The 16,840-nt window shown below is 70.4% G+C and carries 19 protein-coding genes; 12 read left to right on the top strand and 7 right to left on the bottom strand.

Translation table 11 applies throughout. The features are described from left to right. Positions 1-63: 63 nt before the first annotated feature. From AC07YZ_RS18555 to cobA, 6 genes are all read left to right on the top strand, one after another. Positions 64-537 carry a cobalamin biosynthesis protein gene (locus AC07YZ_RS18555; protein WP_494795811.1) on the top strand — a complete coding sequence of 158 codons (474 nt, stop codon included), beginning with the start codon at positions 64-66 and terminating at the stop codon, positions 535-537. Positions 538-549: 12 nt separating this feature from the next. After that, positions 550-735, top strand: a complete 186-nt coding sequence (locus tag AC07YZ_RS18550) for a CbtB domain-containing protein (protein WP_494795810.1) — start codon at positions 550-552, stop codon at positions 733-735. Between the two features lie 153 nt (positions 736-888). Further along, a complete protein-coding gene (locus AC07YZ_RS18545) occupies positions 889-1,713 on the top strand; it encodes a CbtA family protein (RefSeq protein WP_494795809.1) in 825 nt (274 codons plus the stop codon). A 47-nt stretch (positions 1,714-1,760) separates the two neighbouring features. Continuing rightward, positions 1,761-2,687, top strand: coding sequence for a precorrin-3B C(17)-methyltransferase (gene cobJ, locus AC07YZ_RS18540; protein ID WP_494795840.1), 927 nt, complete (start codon positions 1,761-1,763; stop codon positions 2,685-2,687). Then, the gene (locus AC07YZ_RS18535; RefSeq protein WP_494795808.1) at positions 2,684-3,037 is read left to right on the top strand and encodes a (2Fe-2S) ferredoxin domain-containing protein; all 354 of its coding nucleotides are present in this window, start codon (positions 2,684-2,686) and stop codon (positions 3,035-3,037) included. The genes cobJ and AC07YZ_RS18535 overlap by 4 nt, the downstream gene beginning before the upstream one ends. Beyond that, on the top strand, positions 3,034-3,807 hold the full coding sequence (gene cobA / locus AC07YZ_RS18530; RefSeq protein WP_494795807.1) for a uroporphyrinogen-III C-methyltransferase: 774 nt from the start codon (positions 3,034-3,036) through the stop codon (positions 3,805-3,807). The genes AC07YZ_RS18535 and cobA overlap by 4 nt, the downstream gene beginning before the upstream one ends. On the opposite strand, the gene AC07YZ_RS18525 is transcribed toward cobA, so the two are convergent. Then, positions 3,794-4,444, bottom strand: coding sequence for a hypothetical protein (locus AC07YZ_RS18525; protein WP_494795806.1), 651 nt, complete (start codon positions 4,442-4,444; stop codon positions 3,794-3,796). The genes cobA and AC07YZ_RS18525 overlap by 14 nt on opposite strands. Before the next feature lie 147 nt (positions 4,445-4,591). On the opposite strand from AC07YZ_RS18525, the gene AC07YZ_RS18520 reads away from it, so the two are divergent. Continuing rightward, on the top strand, positions 4,592-5,260 hold the full coding sequence (locus tag AC07YZ_RS18520; RefSeq protein WP_494795805.1) for a Crp/Fnr family transcriptional regulator: 669 nt from the start codon (positions 4,592-4,594) through the stop codon (positions 5,258-5,260). A 57-nt stretch (positions 5,261-5,317) separates the two neighbouring features. On the opposite strand, the gene AC07YZ_RS18515 is transcribed toward AC07YZ_RS18520, so the two are convergent. The 4 genes from AC07YZ_RS18515 to AC07YZ_RS18500 are packed head-to-tail and all read right to left on the bottom strand — an operon-like array spanning position 5,318 to position 9,791. Further along, positions 5,318-5,974, bottom strand: a complete 657-nt coding sequence (locus AC07YZ_RS18515) for a nucleotidyltransferase family protein (protein WP_494795804.1) — start codon at positions 5,972-5,974, stop codon at positions 5,318-5,320. A 5-nt stretch (positions 5,975-5,979) separates the two neighbouring features. Then, positions 5,980-7,032, bottom strand: a complete 1,053-nt coding sequence (locus tag AC07YZ_RS18510; RefSeq protein ID WP_494795803.1) for an XdhC family protein — start codon at positions 7,030-7,032, stop codon at positions 5,980-5,982. 31 nt (positions 7,033-7,063) lie between these two features. Continuing rightward, on the bottom strand, positions 7,064-9,307 hold the full coding sequence (locus tag AC07YZ_RS18505; protein WP_494795802.1) for a xanthine dehydrogenase family protein molybdopterin-binding subunit: 2,244 nt from the start codon (positions 9,305-9,307) through the stop codon (positions 7,064-7,066). Positions 9,308-9,317: 10 nt separating this feature from the next. After that, a complete protein-coding gene (locus tag AC07YZ_RS18500; protein ID WP_494795801.1) occupies positions 9,318-9,791 on the bottom strand; it encodes a (2Fe-2S)-binding protein in 474 nt (157 codons plus the stop codon). Positions 9,792-10,082: 291 nt separating this feature from the next. Between AC07YZ_RS18500 and AC07YZ_RS18495 the strand changes: the two genes are divergently transcribed. Further along, the gene (locus AC07YZ_RS18495; protein WP_226494461.1) at positions 10,083-10,994 is read left to right on the top strand and encodes an AraC family transcriptional regulator; all 912 of its coding nucleotides are present in this window, start codon (positions 10,083-10,085) and stop codon (positions 10,992-10,994) included. 15 nt (positions 10,995-11,009) lie between these two features. Here the strand turns inward: AC07YZ_RS18495 and AC07YZ_RS18490 are convergent, their stop codons facing one another. Both AC07YZ_RS18490 and AC07YZ_RS18485 read right to left on the bottom strand, forming a co-directional pair. Further along, complete coding sequence (locus AC07YZ_RS18490) at positions 11,010-12,428, bottom strand: heavy metal sensor histidine kinase (RefSeq protein ID WP_494795800.1); 1,419 nt, start codon at positions 12,426-12,428, stop codon at positions 11,010-11,012. Further along, on the bottom strand, positions 12,428-13,114 hold the full coding sequence (locus AC07YZ_RS18485; protein ID WP_226494463.1) for a heavy metal response regulator transcription factor: 687 nt from the start codon (positions 13,112-13,114) through the stop codon (positions 12,428-12,430). The genes AC07YZ_RS18490 and AC07YZ_RS18485 overlap by 1 nt, the downstream gene beginning before the upstream one ends. Positions 13,115-13,259: 145 nt before the next feature. On the opposite strand from AC07YZ_RS18485, the gene AC07YZ_RS18480 reads away from it, so the two are divergent. The 4 genes from AC07YZ_RS18480 to AC07YZ_RS18465 are packed head-to-tail and all read left to right on the top strand — an operon-like array spanning position 13,260 to position 16,697. Next, a complete protein-coding gene (locus AC07YZ_RS18480; protein ID WP_494795799.1) occupies positions 13,260-14,357 on the top strand; it encodes a TolC family protein in 1,098 nt (365 codons plus the stop codon). A 12-nt stretch (positions 14,358-14,369) separates the two neighbouring features. Further along, a complete protein-coding gene (locus AC07YZ_RS18475; protein WP_494795798.1) occupies positions 14,370-15,758 on the top strand; it encodes a multicopper oxidase family protein in 1,389 nt (462 codons plus the stop codon). 49 nt (positions 15,759-15,807) lie between these two features. Further along, positions 15,808-16,299, top strand: a complete 492-nt coding sequence (locus AC07YZ_RS18470) for a cupredoxin domain-containing protein (protein WP_226494466.1) — start codon at positions 15,808-15,810, stop codon at positions 16,297-16,299. Between the two features lie 56 nt (positions 16,300-16,355). Beyond that, positions 16,356-16,697, top strand: coding sequence for a copper-binding protein (locus AC07YZ_RS18465; protein ID WP_226494467.1), 342 nt, complete (start codon positions 16,356-16,358; stop codon positions 16,695-16,697). Positions 16,698-16,840: the final 143 nt, after the last annotated feature.

Below are 16,840 nucleotides of genomic sequence, written 5' to 3'. Positions count from 1 at the left end.
AAGCTCGCACCGCAGCCCGCAGGGCGAAGGTACGCCAGTGAGCGCCGCACGGAGGGTCGTCCAGTGAGCCTTGCAGCGTTTCCGGCCCCCGAAGACACGGCGGTGGCGGTCGGCCTGGGCTGCGACCGCGGCACGCCGCTGGCCACGCTGCAGCACGCGCTGCACGAGGCCCTGGCCATCGCCGGGGTGCCGCTGGCCCGCGTGGTGGCCGCGGCCAGCATCAGCCTCAAGGCCGACGAGCCCGGCCTGCTGGCGCTGGCCCAGAGCCTAGGCTGGCCGCCGCTGGTGTTCTACACGCCCGAGGCGCTGGCCGGCGTGCCCGTGCCCAACCCTTCCGAGACCGTGCGCCGCCACACCGGCACGCCCTCGGTCAGCGAGGCCGCCGCCCTGCTCGCCGGCGCGGCGGTGCTGGGCCGGGCCACGCCCCTGCCGGGGCAGGCCCTGCTGGTCGAAAAATTCAAACACCGTGGCGCCGATGGGCGCAACGCCACGGTTTCCATCGCCCGCTGTGACCGTTTTCTTTTCCCCCAACCCTGACAGGAGCACCGCATGCATCCCTCGACCCTCCCTCTGACCCAACCCACCACCCACGCCCTGCGCGGCGTGCTGCTGCAACTGACCGCCGGCTGTGCGCTGAGCCTGGTGGTGCTGTACGGCGTGGCCTTCGCCGAAAGTCCCATCGCCCACAACGCCGCGCACGACGTGCGCCACGTCACCGTCAAACCCTGTCACTGAGAGGACCACCCCCGCCGCGCTGCGCGCGACCCCCTCAAGGGGGCTTTGCTCCTGGCCCGGCGAAGCCGGTTCCACCGCGTTCTCGGCTGGGGCACTTCGGGCGTTGTGGTTCGCACGGTCCGATGCGTGACCTATCTGTATATGGAGAGCTTCATGATTTTTCGACGATTGATCTGGGCGGCGCTGGCCGTGGCCCTGCTGGTGGGCAGCTTGCAGTCGGGTCTGCAGCAGTTGCAGGCCGTGCCCATCATCCTGGCGGCCGAGGTGTTTGAGGGCCAGAAGGCCGAGGCGCCCGAGCCGGCTGCACCGGCGCTGGCGGCCACGGACGCCCACGCGGACGGCGTGGCGCACGACCATGGCGACGCGGCCGAGGCATGGGCGCCGGCCGATGGTGCCGAGCGCCTGTTCTGGACCTGGGTGGCCAATGGGCTGCACGCGTTCAGCATGGCGCTGCTGGTGCTGGCCGTGATGGGTCTGTGTCTGTGGCGGGGCGCTCGCCAGCGCTCCCTGCCGCTGGCGCTGTGGACGGCGGCCGCGGGCTGGCTGGCGTTCCACCTCTGGCCGTCGCTGGGGCTGCCGGCCGAGATCCCCGGCATGGATGCTGCCCGCCTGGGCTCGCGCCAGGGCTGGTGGCTGCTGGCCGCGGGCAGTGCCGCGCTGGCCTGTGCCTCGGTGGCCGCCCTGCGCAGCCCCCTGCGCTGGGTCGCGGCGCTGGCCTGGCTGGCGTTGCCGTTCGTGGTGGGGGCGCCGCACATCGCGGCCGACCCGCTGGCCGGGTTCACCGGTGAAGCGCACGCCAGCCTGCGCCAGTTGGGCGAGGCGTTTGTCTGGGCCACCACCTGGCTGTCCGTGTCGTTCTGGCTGGGCCTGGGTCTGGTGGCCGGCCCGGCCTTTGAGCGCTGGCTGCGGCCGGCGCTGGCGCGCGCCCTGAGCCCCGCCGGCACCACGGCCGGCACACCCGCGGAAGCTGCCCCGTGAGCGGCAGCATCGCACTGGTGGGCATCGGCCCCGGCAGCCTCGACCACATGACCCACCGCGCCCGCGCGGCGATCGCCGAGGCCGACGTGGTGGTGGGCTACGTCACCTACATCAAGCTGGTGGCCGACCTGCTCGAAGGCAAGGAGGTCATCCGCAAAGGCATGACCGAGGAGCTGGACCGCGCCGTGCACGCGCTGGAGCGCGCGCGCGAGGGCAAGAAGGTGGCCCTGATCTCCAGCGGCGACGCCGGCGTGTACGGCATGGCCGGCCCGACCTACGAGGTGCTGTTCCAGGCCGGCTGGACACCCGAGTCGGACGTGAGCGTGGAAGTGGTGCCGGGCGCCTCGGCCATCAACGCCTGCGCCGCGCTGGTGGGGGCGCCGCTCACGCACGACTTCTGCTCCATCTCGCTGAGCGACCTGCTCACGCCCTGGCCGGTGATCGCGCGCCGGCTGGACGCGGTCGCCGCGTCGGACTTCGTGGTGGCGCTCTACAACCCCAAGAGCGGGCGGCGCACCCAGCAGATCGTGCAGGCGCAGGCGCTGTTCCTGCGCCACCGCCGGCCCGACACGCCGGTGGCGGTGGTCAAGTCGGCCTACCGGCGGCGCGAGCGCATCGAGTTCACCACGCTGGCGCACATGAGCGAGTGCGAGATCGGCATGCTCACCACCGTGCTGATCGGCAACAGCCACACCTTCGTCCAGCACGGCCTGATGGTCACGCCGCGCGGCTACGCCAACAAGTACGACCTGGACGAGGGCGGCAGCACGCGCGAAGGCGAGAAGGCGGGCCGCTCGCTGTCCAGCGGCCTGCTGGGCTGGATGGCGCAGCTGCGCGCCGACCACGCCGAGGGCGTGAGCCTGGCCACACTGGCGCAGCAGCACCGGCTGCCGGTGGACTACATCGAAGCGGTGCTGAACACGCCGGAGGACTCGCCAGAGACCACGACCCTCACCGAGGAGGCCGAGGGATGAGCCCGGACGCCGTGGAAAAACCCCGCATCGGCGCCTACAAGCGCCACCTGCTGGTCTGCACCGGCCCGCGCTGCACGCAGGACGGCGCGTCGCAGGCCCTGTTCGACAGCCTGGGCGAGAAGTTCAAGGCGGCCGGGCTGCACGACGGCGAACTGCGCGTCAAGCGCAGCCGCGTGAGCTGCTTTGCCGCCTGCAAGGGCGGGCCGGTGATGTGCGTGCAGCCCGACGGCACCTGGTACTACAACGTGACCGACGCCAACATGGACCGCATCATCAAGCAGCACCTGTGCCAGGGCCGCGTGGTCGAAGACCTGGTGTTCCACCAGGGGCCCCAGGGGTCGGACGCTTGACGCCGGGCCACGCTCCGCAGGCGCAGGCGCAGGCGCAGGCACAGGCGCCGGGCACGGTGTGCCTGGTGGGCGCCGGCCCCGGAGACCCCGAGCTGCTGACCCTGCGCGCCTGGCGGCGCCTGCAGACCGCCGAGGTGCTGGTCTACGACAACCTGGTCGGCCCGGGCATCGTGGACTTCGCCCCGCCACAGGCCGAGCGCATCTACGTGGGCAAGGCCGCGGGCCACCACACGCTGTCGCAGGAGGCGATCTGCCAGTTGCTGGTGGACCAGGCGCAAAGCGGCAAACGGGTCGTGCGCCTCAAGGGTGGCGACCCCTTCGTGTTCGGGCGCGGCGGCGAAGAGATGGAGGCGCTGGCCCGGCACGCGATTCCGGTGGAGATCGTTCCGGGCATCACGGCGGCGCTGGGCGCTGGCGCGAGCTTCGGCTTTCCGCTCACGCACCGGGAACATGCCCAGAGCTGCGTCTTCGTCACGGGCCATCTCAAGGACGGCGGCGTCGATCTGAACTGGCAGGCGCTGGCCCAGCCGCACCAGACCGTGGTGATCTACATGGGGGTCACGGGCCTGGACCGCATCGCCGAGAACCTACAGGCCGCCGGGCTGCCCGGCGAGACGCCGGCGGCCCTGATCTACAAAGCCACCTGGCCAGAACAGCGCATCCACACCACGCCGCTGCGCGACCTGGCGCGGACGGCGCGGCGGCACCGCATCCAGCCCCCCACCCTGCTGGTGATCGGCACCGTGGTGGGCTTGATCAACGCCGCCTGAACCGGCGCACCGCGAGCCACAGCAGGCTGAGCGCCACGCACACCGCGAGCGACCAGCCCAGGGTGCGCGACCACAGCAGCTCGCCTTCGCGCGCCGCGCCCATGAAGAACAGCACGAAGGCCAGCAGGTGCACGCCCCAGCGCTGCGCGCGGACCCACACGGCTTCGGAGCGCAGCGTCCAGGCCAGCAGCACGTCCACGCACCACCAGACCGCGAACACCGTGTCCAGGCGCGGCGCGCTGACCCGGGGGGTGTGCAGGATGCGCTGCCAGTCGTTGCCGAAGAGCACCACAACGGCCCAGTAGAAGTGCACCAGGAAGACCAGCAGGGCCGCGGTCCAGAAAGCGAGCCAGTAGCGCGCGGCGCGCTCGGAGCGGTGCCGGAAACCGAACAGGCTCAGGGCGGGTACCACGAGCACCAGCGCCGCCCAGATGGTGAAGAAGGTGCGGTGCAGGTCCAGGCGCTGCGCGGGCAGCATGTCGGGCGCACCGCCGCCCGGCGGCTGCAGCGAGAACAGCGCCGTGTCACTGGTCAGACCCGCGCCGATGAAGGCCAGCGCCAGCAGCAGGCCGGCTCCGAGCAGGGCGATCAGCATCGTGCGCCGGTCGGGCAAGGGGGTTCGGGTGGGTGCGTTCATGGTGGGGGGGTTGGGGGTTTGTCGGGCGGGTACGGAGCGCCCAAGGATGCCGCGGCGCCGCGGCCGCTGTCTGTCAAAATTTCGACAATCCCGCTCGCCCGCCCCCGCGACCGGCTCTCCACACCACGCCGCAGCCCACGGCCCCCGATGCCCCGCCCTGCCCCCCTCCCACCCGGTTTGCGCGCCGCGCTGGCCAGCGACGACTGGTTCGGCGCCTGTCCGGCCGAGCTGCAGGACGCGCTGCTGGCGCGCTCGCGCCTGCACCGCCTCGCGCACGGCGAGTCCCTGTTCGCGCGCGGCGGGTCGGCCAGCGGCCTGTGCTGCGTGATCGCGGGCGCCCTGCGCATCGGCGCGGTGAACGTCGAAGGGCAGCCCGCCGTGCTGGCCTACCTGGAGCCCTACCAGTGGTTCGGCGAGATCTCCATGATCGACGAGCTGCCGCGCACCCACGACGCGGTGGCCGACGGCGACACCCAGGTGCTGGAGGTGCCGCGCGCCGGGCTGCTGGCCTGGCTGGAGACGCACCCAACCATGTGGCGCGAGCTGGGCCGCCTGGCCTGCCGCAAGCTGCGCGTGGCCTTCGCTGTGCTGGAAGAGCTCGCGCAACTGCCGCTGGAAGAGCGCATCCGCCAGCGGCTGTGGCTGCTGGCCCAGGGCTACGGCAGCCGCGACGCCCCGCGCCGGCGCATCCGCCTGGGGCAGGAGGTGCTGGCGCACATGCTGGGCGTGAGCCGGCAAAGCGTCAACAAGGCCCTGAAAGCGCTGGAGGCGCGTGGGGTCGTGCGCCTGCACTACGGGGAAATCGAGCTGCTCTGAGCCGCAGCGCCGTGCGAGGCCTCGGGACGCCCGGGGCCGGCCCCGGCAACACCGGGCTCAGCGGGTGGGCCAGGCCACCACCATCGGGTGCACCAGGGCCTGCAGCGCGCTCAGGTCGTCCGGCGTGTCCACGTCGGTGACGCAGGCCCGCCGCACGCTGGGGACAGGCTGCACGGCCTCGGGGTGGCGCTGCAACCAGTCGCGAATGCCCAGCTGCGGCGCGGTGGCGGCCACCTGCGCCACGGCGTGGCTGGAGAGCAGGAGCGGATGCCCGCGCACGCCGTCCACCACCGGCATCAGGGCGTGCACCCCGGGCGCGCGCTGCCGCCAGGCGCTCAGCAGGGGCGAGACGTCGTCGGCCCCCAGCAGCGGCAGATCGGCCAACACCAGCAGCAGGTCGTGGCCGGGAAAACCATCGCCATGCGCCTGCAGCGCGAGCCGCTGCGAATCGATCAGGCTGGGGTTGGGCAGCCGGTGCTCCACGGCGTGGGCACCGCAGCGGGCCGCCAGGGGCAGGAGCTGGTCGCGGTACGGGCCCATGACCACGCTCACCGCCGGAATGCCCGCGCCGCGCAGGGCCGCGACCACGCGCTCCAGCACGCTGCGGCCATCGATCTGCAAGGTCGCCTTGGGCCGGCCGCCCAGGCGCTGGCCTAGGCCGGCCGCCAGGATGGTGGCGGCCAGTGGCGGGTGGGGCGCGGCGGTGTTGTTCATTCGCGCTAGACCGCGCAGACCGGGGCGGTGAAGGCCTGGGACCCGGTCTCGGCCGCTTCGAGCCGGGACTTGCCCACCGAAACCGGCACCGGCGCGCCCTGCCGCACGCCGTTCTTCACCGCCACCACCTCGGCCATGATGGACAGCGCGATCTCGGCCGGGGTCTTGCTGCCGATGTACAGCCCGGCCGGCCCGTGCAGCCTGCGCAGGTCGTCTTCCGACAGGTCGAAGTGGGTGTGCAGGCGTTCCCGGCGCAGCGCGCTGTGGCGGCGCGAACCGATGGCGCCCACGTAGAAGGCTTCGGACTGCAGCGCGTCGATCAGCGCCAGGTCGTCCAGCTTGGGGTCGTGCGTCAGCGCCACCACGGCGGTGCGTGCGTCGGGCTTGAGGCGCAGGATCAGGTCGTCCGGCATCTCGTGGCTGAGCACCACGCCGTCCAGCATCCAGCTGGCGCGGTGTTCCTCGCGTGGGTCGCAGACGATGACCTCGAAGCCCAGGCTCAGCGCCATCTGGCCCATGAAGCGCGAGAGATCGCCCGCACCGATCAGGATGAGCCGCGCCTGCGGCCCGAGGTAGGTGGTGAGGTGGTGCTCATCCAGTCGGGGCACGCCGTCCCGGCGGCCTTCGCTCAGCGCCACCGCACCGGTGCGCAGGTCCAGCCGCCGCTCGGTGCTGCGCCGCCGCTGGCAGGCCTGCAGCAGCTCGTCGAGCCGGCTGCGCCCGGACACCGGCTCCAGCACCAGCTCCACCGTGCCGCCGCAAGGCAGGCCGAAGCGGTGCGCCTCGTCGGCCGAGATGCCGTAGCGCAGCACGGCGGGCGTGTCGGTGGCGCAGGCCGCCCGCACGCCGCCTTCGCGGATGCGCTGGATCAGGTCGTCTTCGATGCAGCCGCCCGACACCGAACCGACCGTCTCGCCCTGCCCGTTGATGGCCATGAGCGAGCCGGGCGGCCGGGGCGAAGAGCCCCAGGTGCGCGCGACGGTGACGAGCACCACCGGCAGGCCGGCGGCGCGCCAGCCCACGGCGGTGCGCAGCACCAGGGTGTCGAGGTCTTCCATGGTTGGCTTCCTCTCAGGGTGGTGGCTCGGGTCAGGCCAGCTTGAAGGGCAGCTCGCGCATCGGCTTGCCGGTCAGGCGCGTCACCGCGTTGGCGAAGGCCGGCGCCAGCGGCGGCAGGCCGGGCTCGCCCATGCCGGTGGGCGGTTCGGCGCTGGGCACGATGTGCACGGCGATCTGCGGCATGTCGGTGATGCGCGGGACCACGAAGTCCCCGAAGTTGCTCTGCTCGACCACGCCGTCCTTGAAGGTGATGGCCGCGCCCGGCAGGCACATCGACAGGCCCATCAGCGCGGCGCCCTGCACCTGTGCCTCCAGGGTGCGCGGGTTCACCGCCAGGTTGCAGTGCACGCCGGCGGTGGCGCGGTGCAACACCGGCTGGCCGTCCTTCAGCGAGGCCTCCACCACATAGGCTACGACCGACTGGAACGACTCGTGCACGGCCACGCCCCAGGCCCGGCCCGCGGGCAGCTTCTTCTTGCCGTAGCCGCTCTTGTCGACCGCCATCTGCAGCGCCGCGCGGTGCCGCGGGTGTTTCTCGCCGAACATCTGCATGCGGTAGGCCACCGGGTCCTGCCGGTTGGTCCGCGCGATCTCGTCGATCAGCGTCTCCATCACGAAGGCGGTGTGGGTGGAGCCGACGCTGCGCCACCAGAGCACGGGCACGTTGACCTTGGGGTGGTGCACCGTGAGGCGCATCGGCAAGTCGTAGGGCTCGCGCATGCCTTCCACGGCGGTCATGTCGATGCCGTTCTTCACCATGAAACCCTCGAAGGGGGAGCCGCTGAGGATCGACTGCCCGACGATCGTGTGGTCCCAGGCGAGCACCCGCCCCTGCGCATCGAGGCCGATGACCGCGCGGTGCAGGTGCATCGGGCGGTAGTAACCGCCCCGGATGTCGTCCTCGCGGCTCCACAGCGTGCGCACCGGCGCGTCCAGGCCGGCCGCGCGGGCCGCCTTGGCCACCACGCAGGCCTCATACACGTAGTCGCTGGTGGGGATGGCGCGCCGCCCGAAGCCGCCGCCCGCCATCTGCACATGGACCTGGACCTGCTCGGGTTTGAGGCCCAGCACACCCGCGGCCATCATGCCGTCGAGGCCCGGCATCTGGCTGCCGAGCCAGAGCTCGGCGCCATCGGCGCCGATGCGCACCGTGCAGTTCAGCGGCTCCATCGGCGCGTGGGCCAGGTAGGGGAAGGCAAACTCCGCCACGATCTTTTGGGCGGCACCGGCCAGCGGCGCCATGTCGGCGTCGAAGTGGCGCGGGCCGGGTTGGCCGGCCTGCTCGCGGTACTGCGCGAGCTGGCGCGCGCTGTCGACCTTTTCGACGCCCGCGGTGTCCCATTGCACCTTCAGCGCGTCCCGGCCCTGCTTGGCGGGCCAGTAGCCCTCGGCCACGACGGCGACGCCCTCGGCGCCCCGGTCCAGCGGCACGCGCAGCACCGCCTTCACGCCCTTGATGGCGCGCGCCGCGCTGTCGTCCAGCGAGGCCACCTTGGCGCCGAACACCGGCGGGCGCATCACCACCGCCGTGAGCTGCCCGGGCAGGCGCATGTCGATGCCGTAGTCCTGCCGGCCGCTGCTCTTGGCTTTCGCGTCCAGCCGCGTGGTGGGCCGCCCGATGATGCGGAAGTCCTTCGGGTCCTTGAGCACCACCTTCTGCGGCACCGGTTGCGCCATGGCGGCCTCGGCCAGCTCGCCGTAGCCCAGTTTGCGACCGTCGGCCGCGATGACCTCGCCGGCCGCGGTGCGCAGCGTGGCCGCGTCCACCTTCCAGCGCGCGGCCGCGGCGTTGATCAGCATCCACCGGGCGCGCGCGCCGAGCTCGCGGTATTGGGTGAAGCTGTTCTTGATGGAATTGGAGCCACCGGTCAGGTGCATGCCCATCATGGGGTCGACATAGGCGCCGGCGTTGCTGCCATGGCGGCTGCGCACCTTGGCCCAGTCGGCATCGAGTTCGTCGGCCAGGATCATCGGCAGCGCCGTCTGGACGCCCTGGCCGAAGTCGAGCCGGTTGATCGTCACGGTGACCTCGCCGTTGGGCGCGATCTCGACGAAGGCGGACGGCTGATGCGTCGGGCCCAATGGCTTGTCGGCCGGGGCATCGGTCTGCGCCAGGGCCATGCCCGGAAAAGCGCCCAGGGCAAAGCCGCCGACCCCGGCCAGCTTCAGGAAACTGCGGCGCGGCATCGCGGCGGGCTCGTCGGCCGGGTCGCGGCTGAGCAGGTGCTGCAGGGCGCGGGGCATTTCAGCGCGGTCAAAGTGGTTGAACAGCATGGGGAATCCTTCAGGCAAGGTTTTTCGCGGCATCGACCACGGCGGTGCGGATGCGGGCGTAGGTGCCACAGCGGCAGATGTTGCCGGCCATGGCCGAGTCGATCTCGGCGGCACTGGGCTGCTTGCCACGCGGCAGCGACTTCAGGAACGCGGTGGCGCTCATGATCTGGCCGCTCTGGCAGTAGCCGCACTGCGCCACGTCGTGTTTGACCCAGGCCGCGTGCACGGCCGCGCCCACGCGGTCGGCACCGCCGGTGACGGCTTCGACCGTGGTGAGCCGCTTGCCTTCGGCGGCCGAGATGGGCGTGACGCAGGAGCGGATGGCGGCGCCGTCCAGATGCACGGTGCAGGCGCCGCACAGCGCCGCGCCACAGCCGAACTTGGTGCCGGTCAGGCCCAGCGTGTCGCGCAGGGCCCAGAGGATGGGGGTGCCGGGGTCGGCATCGACCGTGTGGTTTCGGCCATTGACGTTCAGGGTGCTCATGGGGGGTTCTCCGGGTCAGAAGTTGCCGTCGGTCGGCGTCGGGACGGGAAAGCGGGAAACGGCTCGCCCGACGGTTTCAAACGTCGAACGATGTCGGGAAGTGTCTGCGGCGGCCCCGCCTCGGGTTTGCCGGTTTTGACGCTTTTTTTGCCTTTTCCAACGCCATGCCCATGGAAAAGGAAATCGCCACCGGCGCCAGAGGTACAGTGCCCCTGGGTGCTCCGCCCCCGGAGCACCACCCTGCCTGGCGCTGCGCGCCGGGACGAATCCCTCCGCTGAAGCCCACCGACCATGCCCATTGAAACCCTGGCCCAGGCCATTGGAAAGTTTGCCCAAACCGATGGCGGCCACGCCACCGGGATTGAGCGGCTCTCGCTTCTGCGGTGCAGCGTCAGGACCGAGCCCCTGCATTGCATCTACGGGCTCGGGCTGGCCGTGGTCGCGCAAGGGGGCAAGCAGGTCATCCACGGCGAATATGTGACCCAGTACGGCCCGGGCCAGTCCCTGGTGACGACGGTGGACATGCCCGTGGTGTCCCATGTCACGCACGCCGACGCGGCCAGGCCCCTGCTGGCCATGATGCTCACGCTGGACGCACGCGCGCTGGTGCAGCTGGCGGCCGAGATGGGGTTGCCGGCCCCGCCGCGCGACCCGCCCCCGCGCGCGATCTCGCTCAGTCCGCTGGACGAGCCCTTGCTGGACGCGGTGACCCGCCTGGTGCGGCTGCTGGAGGAGCCGCTGCTCATCGCCAGCGTGGCGCCCTTGATCCAGCAGGAGATCATGGTGCGGGTCCTGCTCGGCCCGCATGGGCCGTTTCTGCGGCACCTGGTGGCCTCGGGATCGCCCGGCCATCAGGTCGCCCAGGCCATGGCCTGGCTCAAACAGAACTTCACGCGCGACGTGCTGATCGACGAGCTGGCCGCCCGCGCGCACATGAGCCCATCGAGCTTCCGGCTGCACTTCCGCGACCTCGCGGGCATGAGCCCCCTGCAATACCAGAAGCAGCTGCGCCTGCAGGAGGCCCGGCAACTGATGTTGAACCAGGCCCTGGACGCGGGCAGCACCGCGGCGCGCGTGGGCTACGAAAGCGCCTCGCAGTTCAGCCGGGACTACAGCCGCTTGTTTGGCGCGCCGCCCCAGCGCGACATCAAGCGCATGCAGCGCCTGCCCAACGGCGGCGTGGTGGGCGAGCCGGTGCCCTAGAAGCCGGCCCGGGCTTCACGGGTGGGCGCCGCGCCGACCCCCGCCGCCCGGCGCTCCCGCGGGAAAGTGCAGGGAAAAGACGGTGTGCCGCTCGTCCGAGTCAACGGACACCCGGCCACCGTGGGCCTCCATGATCGCGCGGGTGATCGACAGCCCGAGCCCCGTGCCATCCGAGTCCGGGTGGGCGCGCGACTTGTCGACCCGGTAGAAACGATCGAACAGCCGCAGCGGGTGCTCGGTGTGAATGGTTCCGGCGTTGGAAACGCTCAAGGTCGTCCCCTGATCGCTGCGCCGGATGGCCACCAGGACCTCGCCCGCCTCGGGGGAATGCCTCAGCGCGTTCGACAGCAGATTGCTGATGGCGCGCCGCACCATGAGCCCATCCCCGACGATCTCGGCGTCACCGTCCAGCGTCAAGCGGATCCGCTTCTCATCGGCCACCGCGTCGTAGAAGTCGAACAGCGCCCGCACCTCGCGGTCCAGCGATATGGCTTCGCGGTGGGGAAGCTCGATGCCGTGTTCGGTCTTGGCCAGGAACAGCATGTCGGACACCATGCGCGCCAGGCGCTGGAACTCTTCGGCGTTGGAGGCCAGGATGTCGCGGTAGGCGTCGGCGTCGCGCTTTTGCGCCAGCGACACCTGGGTCTGGGTCAGCAGGTTGTTGATGGGGGTGCGCAGCTCGTGGGCCAGATCGCTGGAGAACTCCTGCAGGCGCGCGAAATCCGCCTGCAGGCGCCCGAGCATGGTGTTGAGGCTTTCGGCGAGATCGGCGAACTCCACCGGCACGGCCTCGACGGGCATGCGCTGGTCCAGCTTCTGCGCCGTGACCGTCATGGCGCGCTCTTTCATGACGCGCAGCGGCGCCAGGCCGCTGCGCGCCGCGCACCAGCCCAGCACGCCGCTGACCAGAATGGCGCCCAGCGAGTAGAGCGCCAGCGTCTGGCTCAGCGCGCGCATGAAATGCGCGTGGTGCCCCGTGTCCAGGGCGATCCGCAGTTGCAGGGGCTGGCCTGCGCTGTCCGGGCCGCCCGAAGCGGCCGGGGGCTCGACGCGCGCGCTCAGGCCGCGCAGCGTCTGGCCGTCGGTGGTCCAGTCGGTGGGGCCGGTGCCGGCGTCGACCGAAGCGAGCTTGGGGGGAAAGACCATGCCCTCGGTCCCGTGCACCAGGCGCTCGCCCTGGCGCAGGTCGATGAAGAGCCCATGGTGGCTGCCCAGCAGTTCATCCAGCCGGCTGGAGAGCTGCTCCGGCGACGGCGACTCGGCGACGATCTTCTGAACCAGGCCGATCTTGTCCCGCAGATAGTCCCGGTCCAGTTCGACGAAGTGGCGGCTGGTCGCCAGCGCCACCAGCACGGCGAGCCCCACCAGCACGGTGGCCGACACCAGCGCGTAGAAGGCGGTCAGGCGCGCGGTCAGCGAGAGTCGCCCGGGCATCAGTCGGAAGCCTCCGGCACTTCCAGCACATAGCCCATGCCGCGCACGGTCTGGATCAGGCGAGGCTCAAAGCCATCGTCCACCTTGCCCCGCAGGCGCCGCATGGCCACCTCGATCACGTTGGTGTCGCTGTCGAAATTCACGTCCCACACCTGCGAGGCGATCAGGGAGCGCGGCAACACCTCGCCGTGGCGGCGCATCAGCAGCTCCAGCAAGCCGAATTCCTTGGCGGTGAGGTCGATGCGTTTGCCCGACCGCGTCACGCGCCGGCGCAGCAGGTCCAGCTCCAGGTCGGCCACCTGCAGCGTGGTGGCTTCCAGCCCCGTGCGACCCCGGCGCAGGATGGTGCGCACCCGGGCCAGCAGCTCGGCAAACGAAAACGGCTTGACCAGGTAGTCGTCGGCCCCGAGCTCCAGGCCCTTGACGCGGTCTTCCACCTGATCGCGCGCGGTGAGAAACAGCACCGGCATCTCCCGCCCCTGGCCGCGCAGGCTGCGCAGGACCTGCCAGCCGTCCATGCCCGGCAGCATGACGTCCAGGATCAACAGGTCGTGGTCGCCTTCGAGCCCGTGGTGCAGGCCGTCGATGCCGTTGGTGACGAGATCCACCACATAGCCCGCCTCGCGCAGGCCTTGCCGCAAATAGTCGCCCGCCTTGGGCTCGTCTTCAACAATCAGAATCTTCACGGTCGCGCTCCTGGTCGCTAGTTTGCCTGCGCATACAGCCGCGCGGACGAAAATGACAGCTTTGTCATCAAGCCGACAGGATGATGACGGAGAGCCCCCCGCAGAATCCGTCCCGTTTGATCTAAATCAAAAAGGAGCGATTGCCGTGAATTCCCCTTTCCATGTTCGGGCGACCCGCCGGCTGCTGGTGGCAGCCGCGCTCGCCGGGCCTTTGGCCTTGTCGGCCCAGACCGCGCCCCCGGAGCTTGACTGGCGACAGGCCAACGAGGCCGTCGGGACGCTCAAGCGCGGCCACGCCGATGTGCTCAAGTGGGAACAGGCCAACCCGTCGGCCGAGCCGGCGCAACCCGCCGCCACCGGCTGGGCCCTGCCCACGCCCGAGCACGCCGTTCGCCAGGCCTGGCGGCTGCACCGCGACCTGGCCAGCCCGCTGGCCCGCCTCGGCGACCAGAACGGGCAGTGGATCGCGAGCGGTCGCTGGACCGAGCTGGACCCCGGCCTGCAGCGCCGCATCGACGACATGGACGAACTGCTGGAGGTGGCGGCCGAGGCCCGCAAGGCCTGGTTCCAGGCCGTGGCCGCGCAGCAGATCCTGAAGCACCAGCGCGACCTGCTGGACGCCGCCCAGGCGGCCAGCGAACTGGGCCAGCGCATGGTGAGCGTGGGCAACTGGAGCCGGTTGCAGCAGTCCCGGGTGCAACTGGCCACATCGGCGGCGCGCATGGACCACCGGCGCGCCCAGTACGCGGCCGTTCAGGCACAGGCCAAGCTGCTGACGCTGCTGGGCCTGTCCGGTGAACACGACGCGGTGGCGCTGCCCGACCGCCTGCCCGACCCGCCGACGCAGGCGCTGGAGGCGTCCGATCTGCGGCAACGCGCGGCCGGCGTGCAGGCCCAACTGCCCGCGGCCGAGCGCATGCGCAACCGGGTCCTCACCAGCGTGGCCCTGGGCGCCTACCAGGCCAGCCATGCGCTGGCGCAGGCCAGCCGGGACGACGTATTGAAAGAGCGGACCTTCATCACCGAAGAAACCGTGCTGCACTACAACGGCATGCTCAAGAGCGTGTGGGATCTGCTGGACGAAGTCCGCAACCAGGCGCAGGCCACCATCGACGCCATCGGCGCCCAGCGCGACTTCTGGATCGCCGACACCGACCTGCAGTGGGTATTGCAAGGCGGCAGCCCCGACAGCTTTGTATCGCTGGGCGGTGGCGCCGAAGCCCCCGCGGCCGCAGCGCATTGACAGGACCCCTTCATGACCATCAACAACCCAAGACGACAGTTTTTCGCCGGCGCCGCGGCCTCCGTGGCCGGCCTGGCGGTGGCGCGCTCCGCGCTGGCGGGCCTGCCCGAGCCCGTCATCCAGACCTCGGTGGAAACCGCGCCGCCGCTGGTACCCACCACCGGCCGGCCCTACAACCCGGTGGTGACCCTCAACGGCTGGACGCTGCCCTGGCGCATGAACAACGGTGTGAAGGAATTCCACCTGGTGGCCGAGCCGGTGGTGCGCGAGGTGTCGCCCGGCTTCAAGGTGAACATGTGGGGCTACAACGGCCAGAGCCCGGGCCCGACGATCGAGGTGGTCGAGGGCGACCGCGTTCGCATCTTCGTGACCAACAAGCTGCCCGAGCACACCACCATCCACTGGCACGGCCAGCGCCTGCCCAGCGGCATGGACGGCGTGGGCGGGCTGACCCAGCGCGCCATTCCCGTGGGCAAGACCTACGTCTATGAGTTCGAGGCGCGCCGCCCCGGCAGCTTCATGTACCACCCGCACGCCGACGAGATGGTGCAGATGGCCATGGGCATGATGGGCATGTGGGTGACGCACCCCAAGACCCAACACCCCCACATCAGCGCCGTGGACCGCGACTTCTGCTTCCTGCTCAACGCCTTCGACGTGGAGCCCGGCAGCAAGACGCCGAAAATCAACACCATGACGGACTTCAACATCTGGTGCTGGAACAGCCGCGTGTTCCCGGCCATCGACAGCCTGAACGTGCGCCTGAACGACCGTGTGCGCATCCGCATCGGCAACCTCACCATGACCAACCACCCGATCCACCTGCACGGGCACGAGTTCCTGGTCACGGGCACCGACGGCGGCCCGACGCCGCCCAGCACGCGCTGGCCCGAGGTGACCACCGATGTGGCCGTGGGCCAGATGCGCCAGATCGAGCTGATCGCCGACGAAGAGGGCGACTGGGCCATGCACTGCCACAAGAGCCACCACACCATGAACGCCATGGGCCACGACGTGCCGACCATGATCGGCGTGGACCACCGCGGCCTGGTCGGCAAGATCCAGAAGGTCGCGCCCGACTACATGCTGATGGGCGAGCGCGGCATGGCCGACATGGGCGAGATGCAGATGCCCATCCCCGACAACACGGCGCCCATGATGACCGGCACCGGCCAGTTCGGCCCACTGGAGATGGGCGGCATGTTCACGGTGTTCAAGGTGCGCAAGGACCAGAAGCCCGGCGACTACAAAGACCCCGGGCCTTACAAGTTCCCCGAAGGCACCGTGGCTTACGAGTGGAACGGCACACTCCCTCCAGCACCGCGCCCCGCCGCCAGCCGCGACACCACGCCGGCCGCCGCCAAGGCGATCAAGCCCACGAGCAACAGCATGCAGCATTGAGATCTCAGTTTTCCGTTCCCCTTCCTACCCCTCCCCTGAAAGAACCCACATGAGCTTTGCACGATCCTTCCTGCCCTCCCGCTCCGCGCTGTTTTTCTCCGGCGTCCTGTTGGCCACCACGGCCGCCCTGGCGGGCGGCAACCACGCCGGTGGGCACCACGACTCCCCGATCGGGAAACCCGGCGTGGCTTCCCAGGTCAATCGCACGATCCAGGTGGACATGGCTTCCGGGATGCGCTTCAAGCCGGCGGACATTCCGGTCAAAAAGGGCGAGACGATCCGCTTCGTTTTGAAGAACACCGACGTCGTCAAGCACGAGTTCAGCCTGGGCACCCAACAGGAGCTGCTGGAGCACTACGAGGTGATGAAGAAATTCCCCGACATGGAACACGACGAACCCAACAAGATTTCGCTGGCGCCCGGCCAGCAGGGCGAAGTGATCTGGACATTCACCAAAGCCGGCGCCGTGGACTTCGCCTGCCTGCACGTCGGGCACTTCGACGCCGGCATGAAGGGCCAGGTCAAGGTGGCGGCGAAATGACACGGGTCAGCGTCGGCTCGCCCCTTCCCCGCGTTCATTCACAAAAGGAACTCCCCATGAAGACCCTCCCTGCCGCATTGGCCACCCTGGCCGTCGCCCTCTCGTTCTGGGCGGTGGGCCCGGCGTTCGCCCAAACGACCTCGGACCCCGGCAAAGCGGGCGTGGCCGCCATGCCCGCCTTGACCGACGGCGAAGTCAAGAAAATCGACAAGGACGCCGGCAAGATCACCATCAAGCACGGTGAGATCAAGCACATGGAAATGCCCGGCATGACCATGGTCTTCGTGGTCAAGGACAAGGCCTTGCTGGACACGGTGTCGGTCGGCGCCAAGATCCGGTTCATGGCCGCCAACGAGAACGGTCGGATGGTGGTGACCGACATACAGCCCGCGAAGTGACCACCCGACCCCGGTGGGTTTTCCTGGTCGCCACCGGCCCGGCGTTGGCGGGGCTGGCAGCGGCCTGGGCGCTATGGTGGGGCCTAGCCGCGCCACCACCCGCCCTGCGCGACTTTTTCGCGACTTCATTTCCGCACCGGCTT

The sequence above is a fragment of the Hydrogenophaga sp. GW101-3F08 genome, from assembly GCF_059424585.1.
The sequence above is the reverse complement of the archived record's forward strand: the minus strand, read 5'-3'. Positions and strand labels throughout refer to the sequence as shown.

What these genes read in the sequence shown, in the direction of transcription:
- AC07YZ_RS18475 (WP_494795798.1), top strand. Translation starts at nt 14,370, where the DNA reads ATGACCATCAACAACCCAAGACGACAGTTTTTCGCCGGCGCCGCGGCC.
- cobJ (WP_494795840.1), top strand. Translation starts at nt 1,761, where the DNA reads ATGACCCACCGCGCCCGCGCGGCGATCGCCGAGGCCGACGTGGTGGTG.
- AC07YZ_RS18505 (WP_494795802.1), bottom strand. Translation starts at nt 9,307, where the DNA reads ATGCTGTTCAACCACTTTGACCGCGCTGAAATGCCCCGCGCCCTGCAG.
- AC07YZ_RS18545 (WP_494795809.1), top strand. Translation starts at nt 889, where the DNA reads ATGATTTTTCGACGATTGATCTGGGCGGCGCTGGCCGTGGCCCTGCTG.
- AC07YZ_RS18550 (WP_494795810.1), top strand. Translation starts at nt 550, where the DNA reads ATGCATCCCTCGACCCTCCCTCTGACCCAACCCACCACCCACGCCCTG.
- AC07YZ_RS18510 (WP_494795803.1), bottom strand. Translation starts at nt 7,032, where the DNA reads ATGGAAGACCTCGACACCCTGGTGCTGCGCACCGCCGTGGGCTGGCGC.
- AC07YZ_RS18535 (WP_494795808.1), top strand. Translation starts at nt 2,684, where the DNA reads ATGAGCCCGGACGCCGTGGAAAAACCCCGCATCGGCGCCTACAAGCGC.
- AC07YZ_RS18525 (WP_494795806.1), bottom strand. Translation starts at nt 4,444, where the DNA reads ATGAACGCACCCACCCGAACCCCCTTGCCCGACCGGCGCACGATGCTG.
- AC07YZ_RS18465 (WP_226494467.1), top strand. Translation starts at nt 16,356, where the DNA reads ATGAAGACCCTCCCTGCCGCATTGGCCACCCTGGCCGTCGCCCTCTCG.
- AC07YZ_RS18490 (WP_494795800.1), bottom strand. Translation starts at nt 12,428, where the DNA reads ATGCCCGGGCGACTCTCGCTGACCGCGCGCCTGACCGCCTTCTACGCG.
- AC07YZ_RS18470 (WP_226494466.1), top strand. Translation starts at nt 15,808, where the DNA reads ATGAGCTTTGCACGATCCTTCCTGCCCTCCCGCTCCGCGCTGTTTTTC.
- AC07YZ_RS18500 (WP_494795801.1), bottom strand. Translation starts at nt 9,791, where the DNA reads ATGAGCACCCTGAACGTCAATGGCCGAAACCACACGGTCGATGCCGAC.
- AC07YZ_RS18515 (WP_494795804.1), bottom strand. Translation starts at nt 5,974, where the DNA reads ATGAACAACACCGCCGCGCCCCACCCGCCACTGGCCGCCACCATCCTG.
- AC07YZ_RS18495 (WP_226494461.1), top strand. Translation starts at nt 10,083, where the DNA reads ATGCCCATTGAAACCCTGGCCCAGGCCATTGGAAAGTTTGCCCAAACC.
- AC07YZ_RS18520 (WP_494795805.1), top strand. Translation starts at nt 4,592, where the DNA reads ATGCCCCGCCCTGCCCCCCTCCCACCCGGTTTGCGCGCCGCGCTGGCC.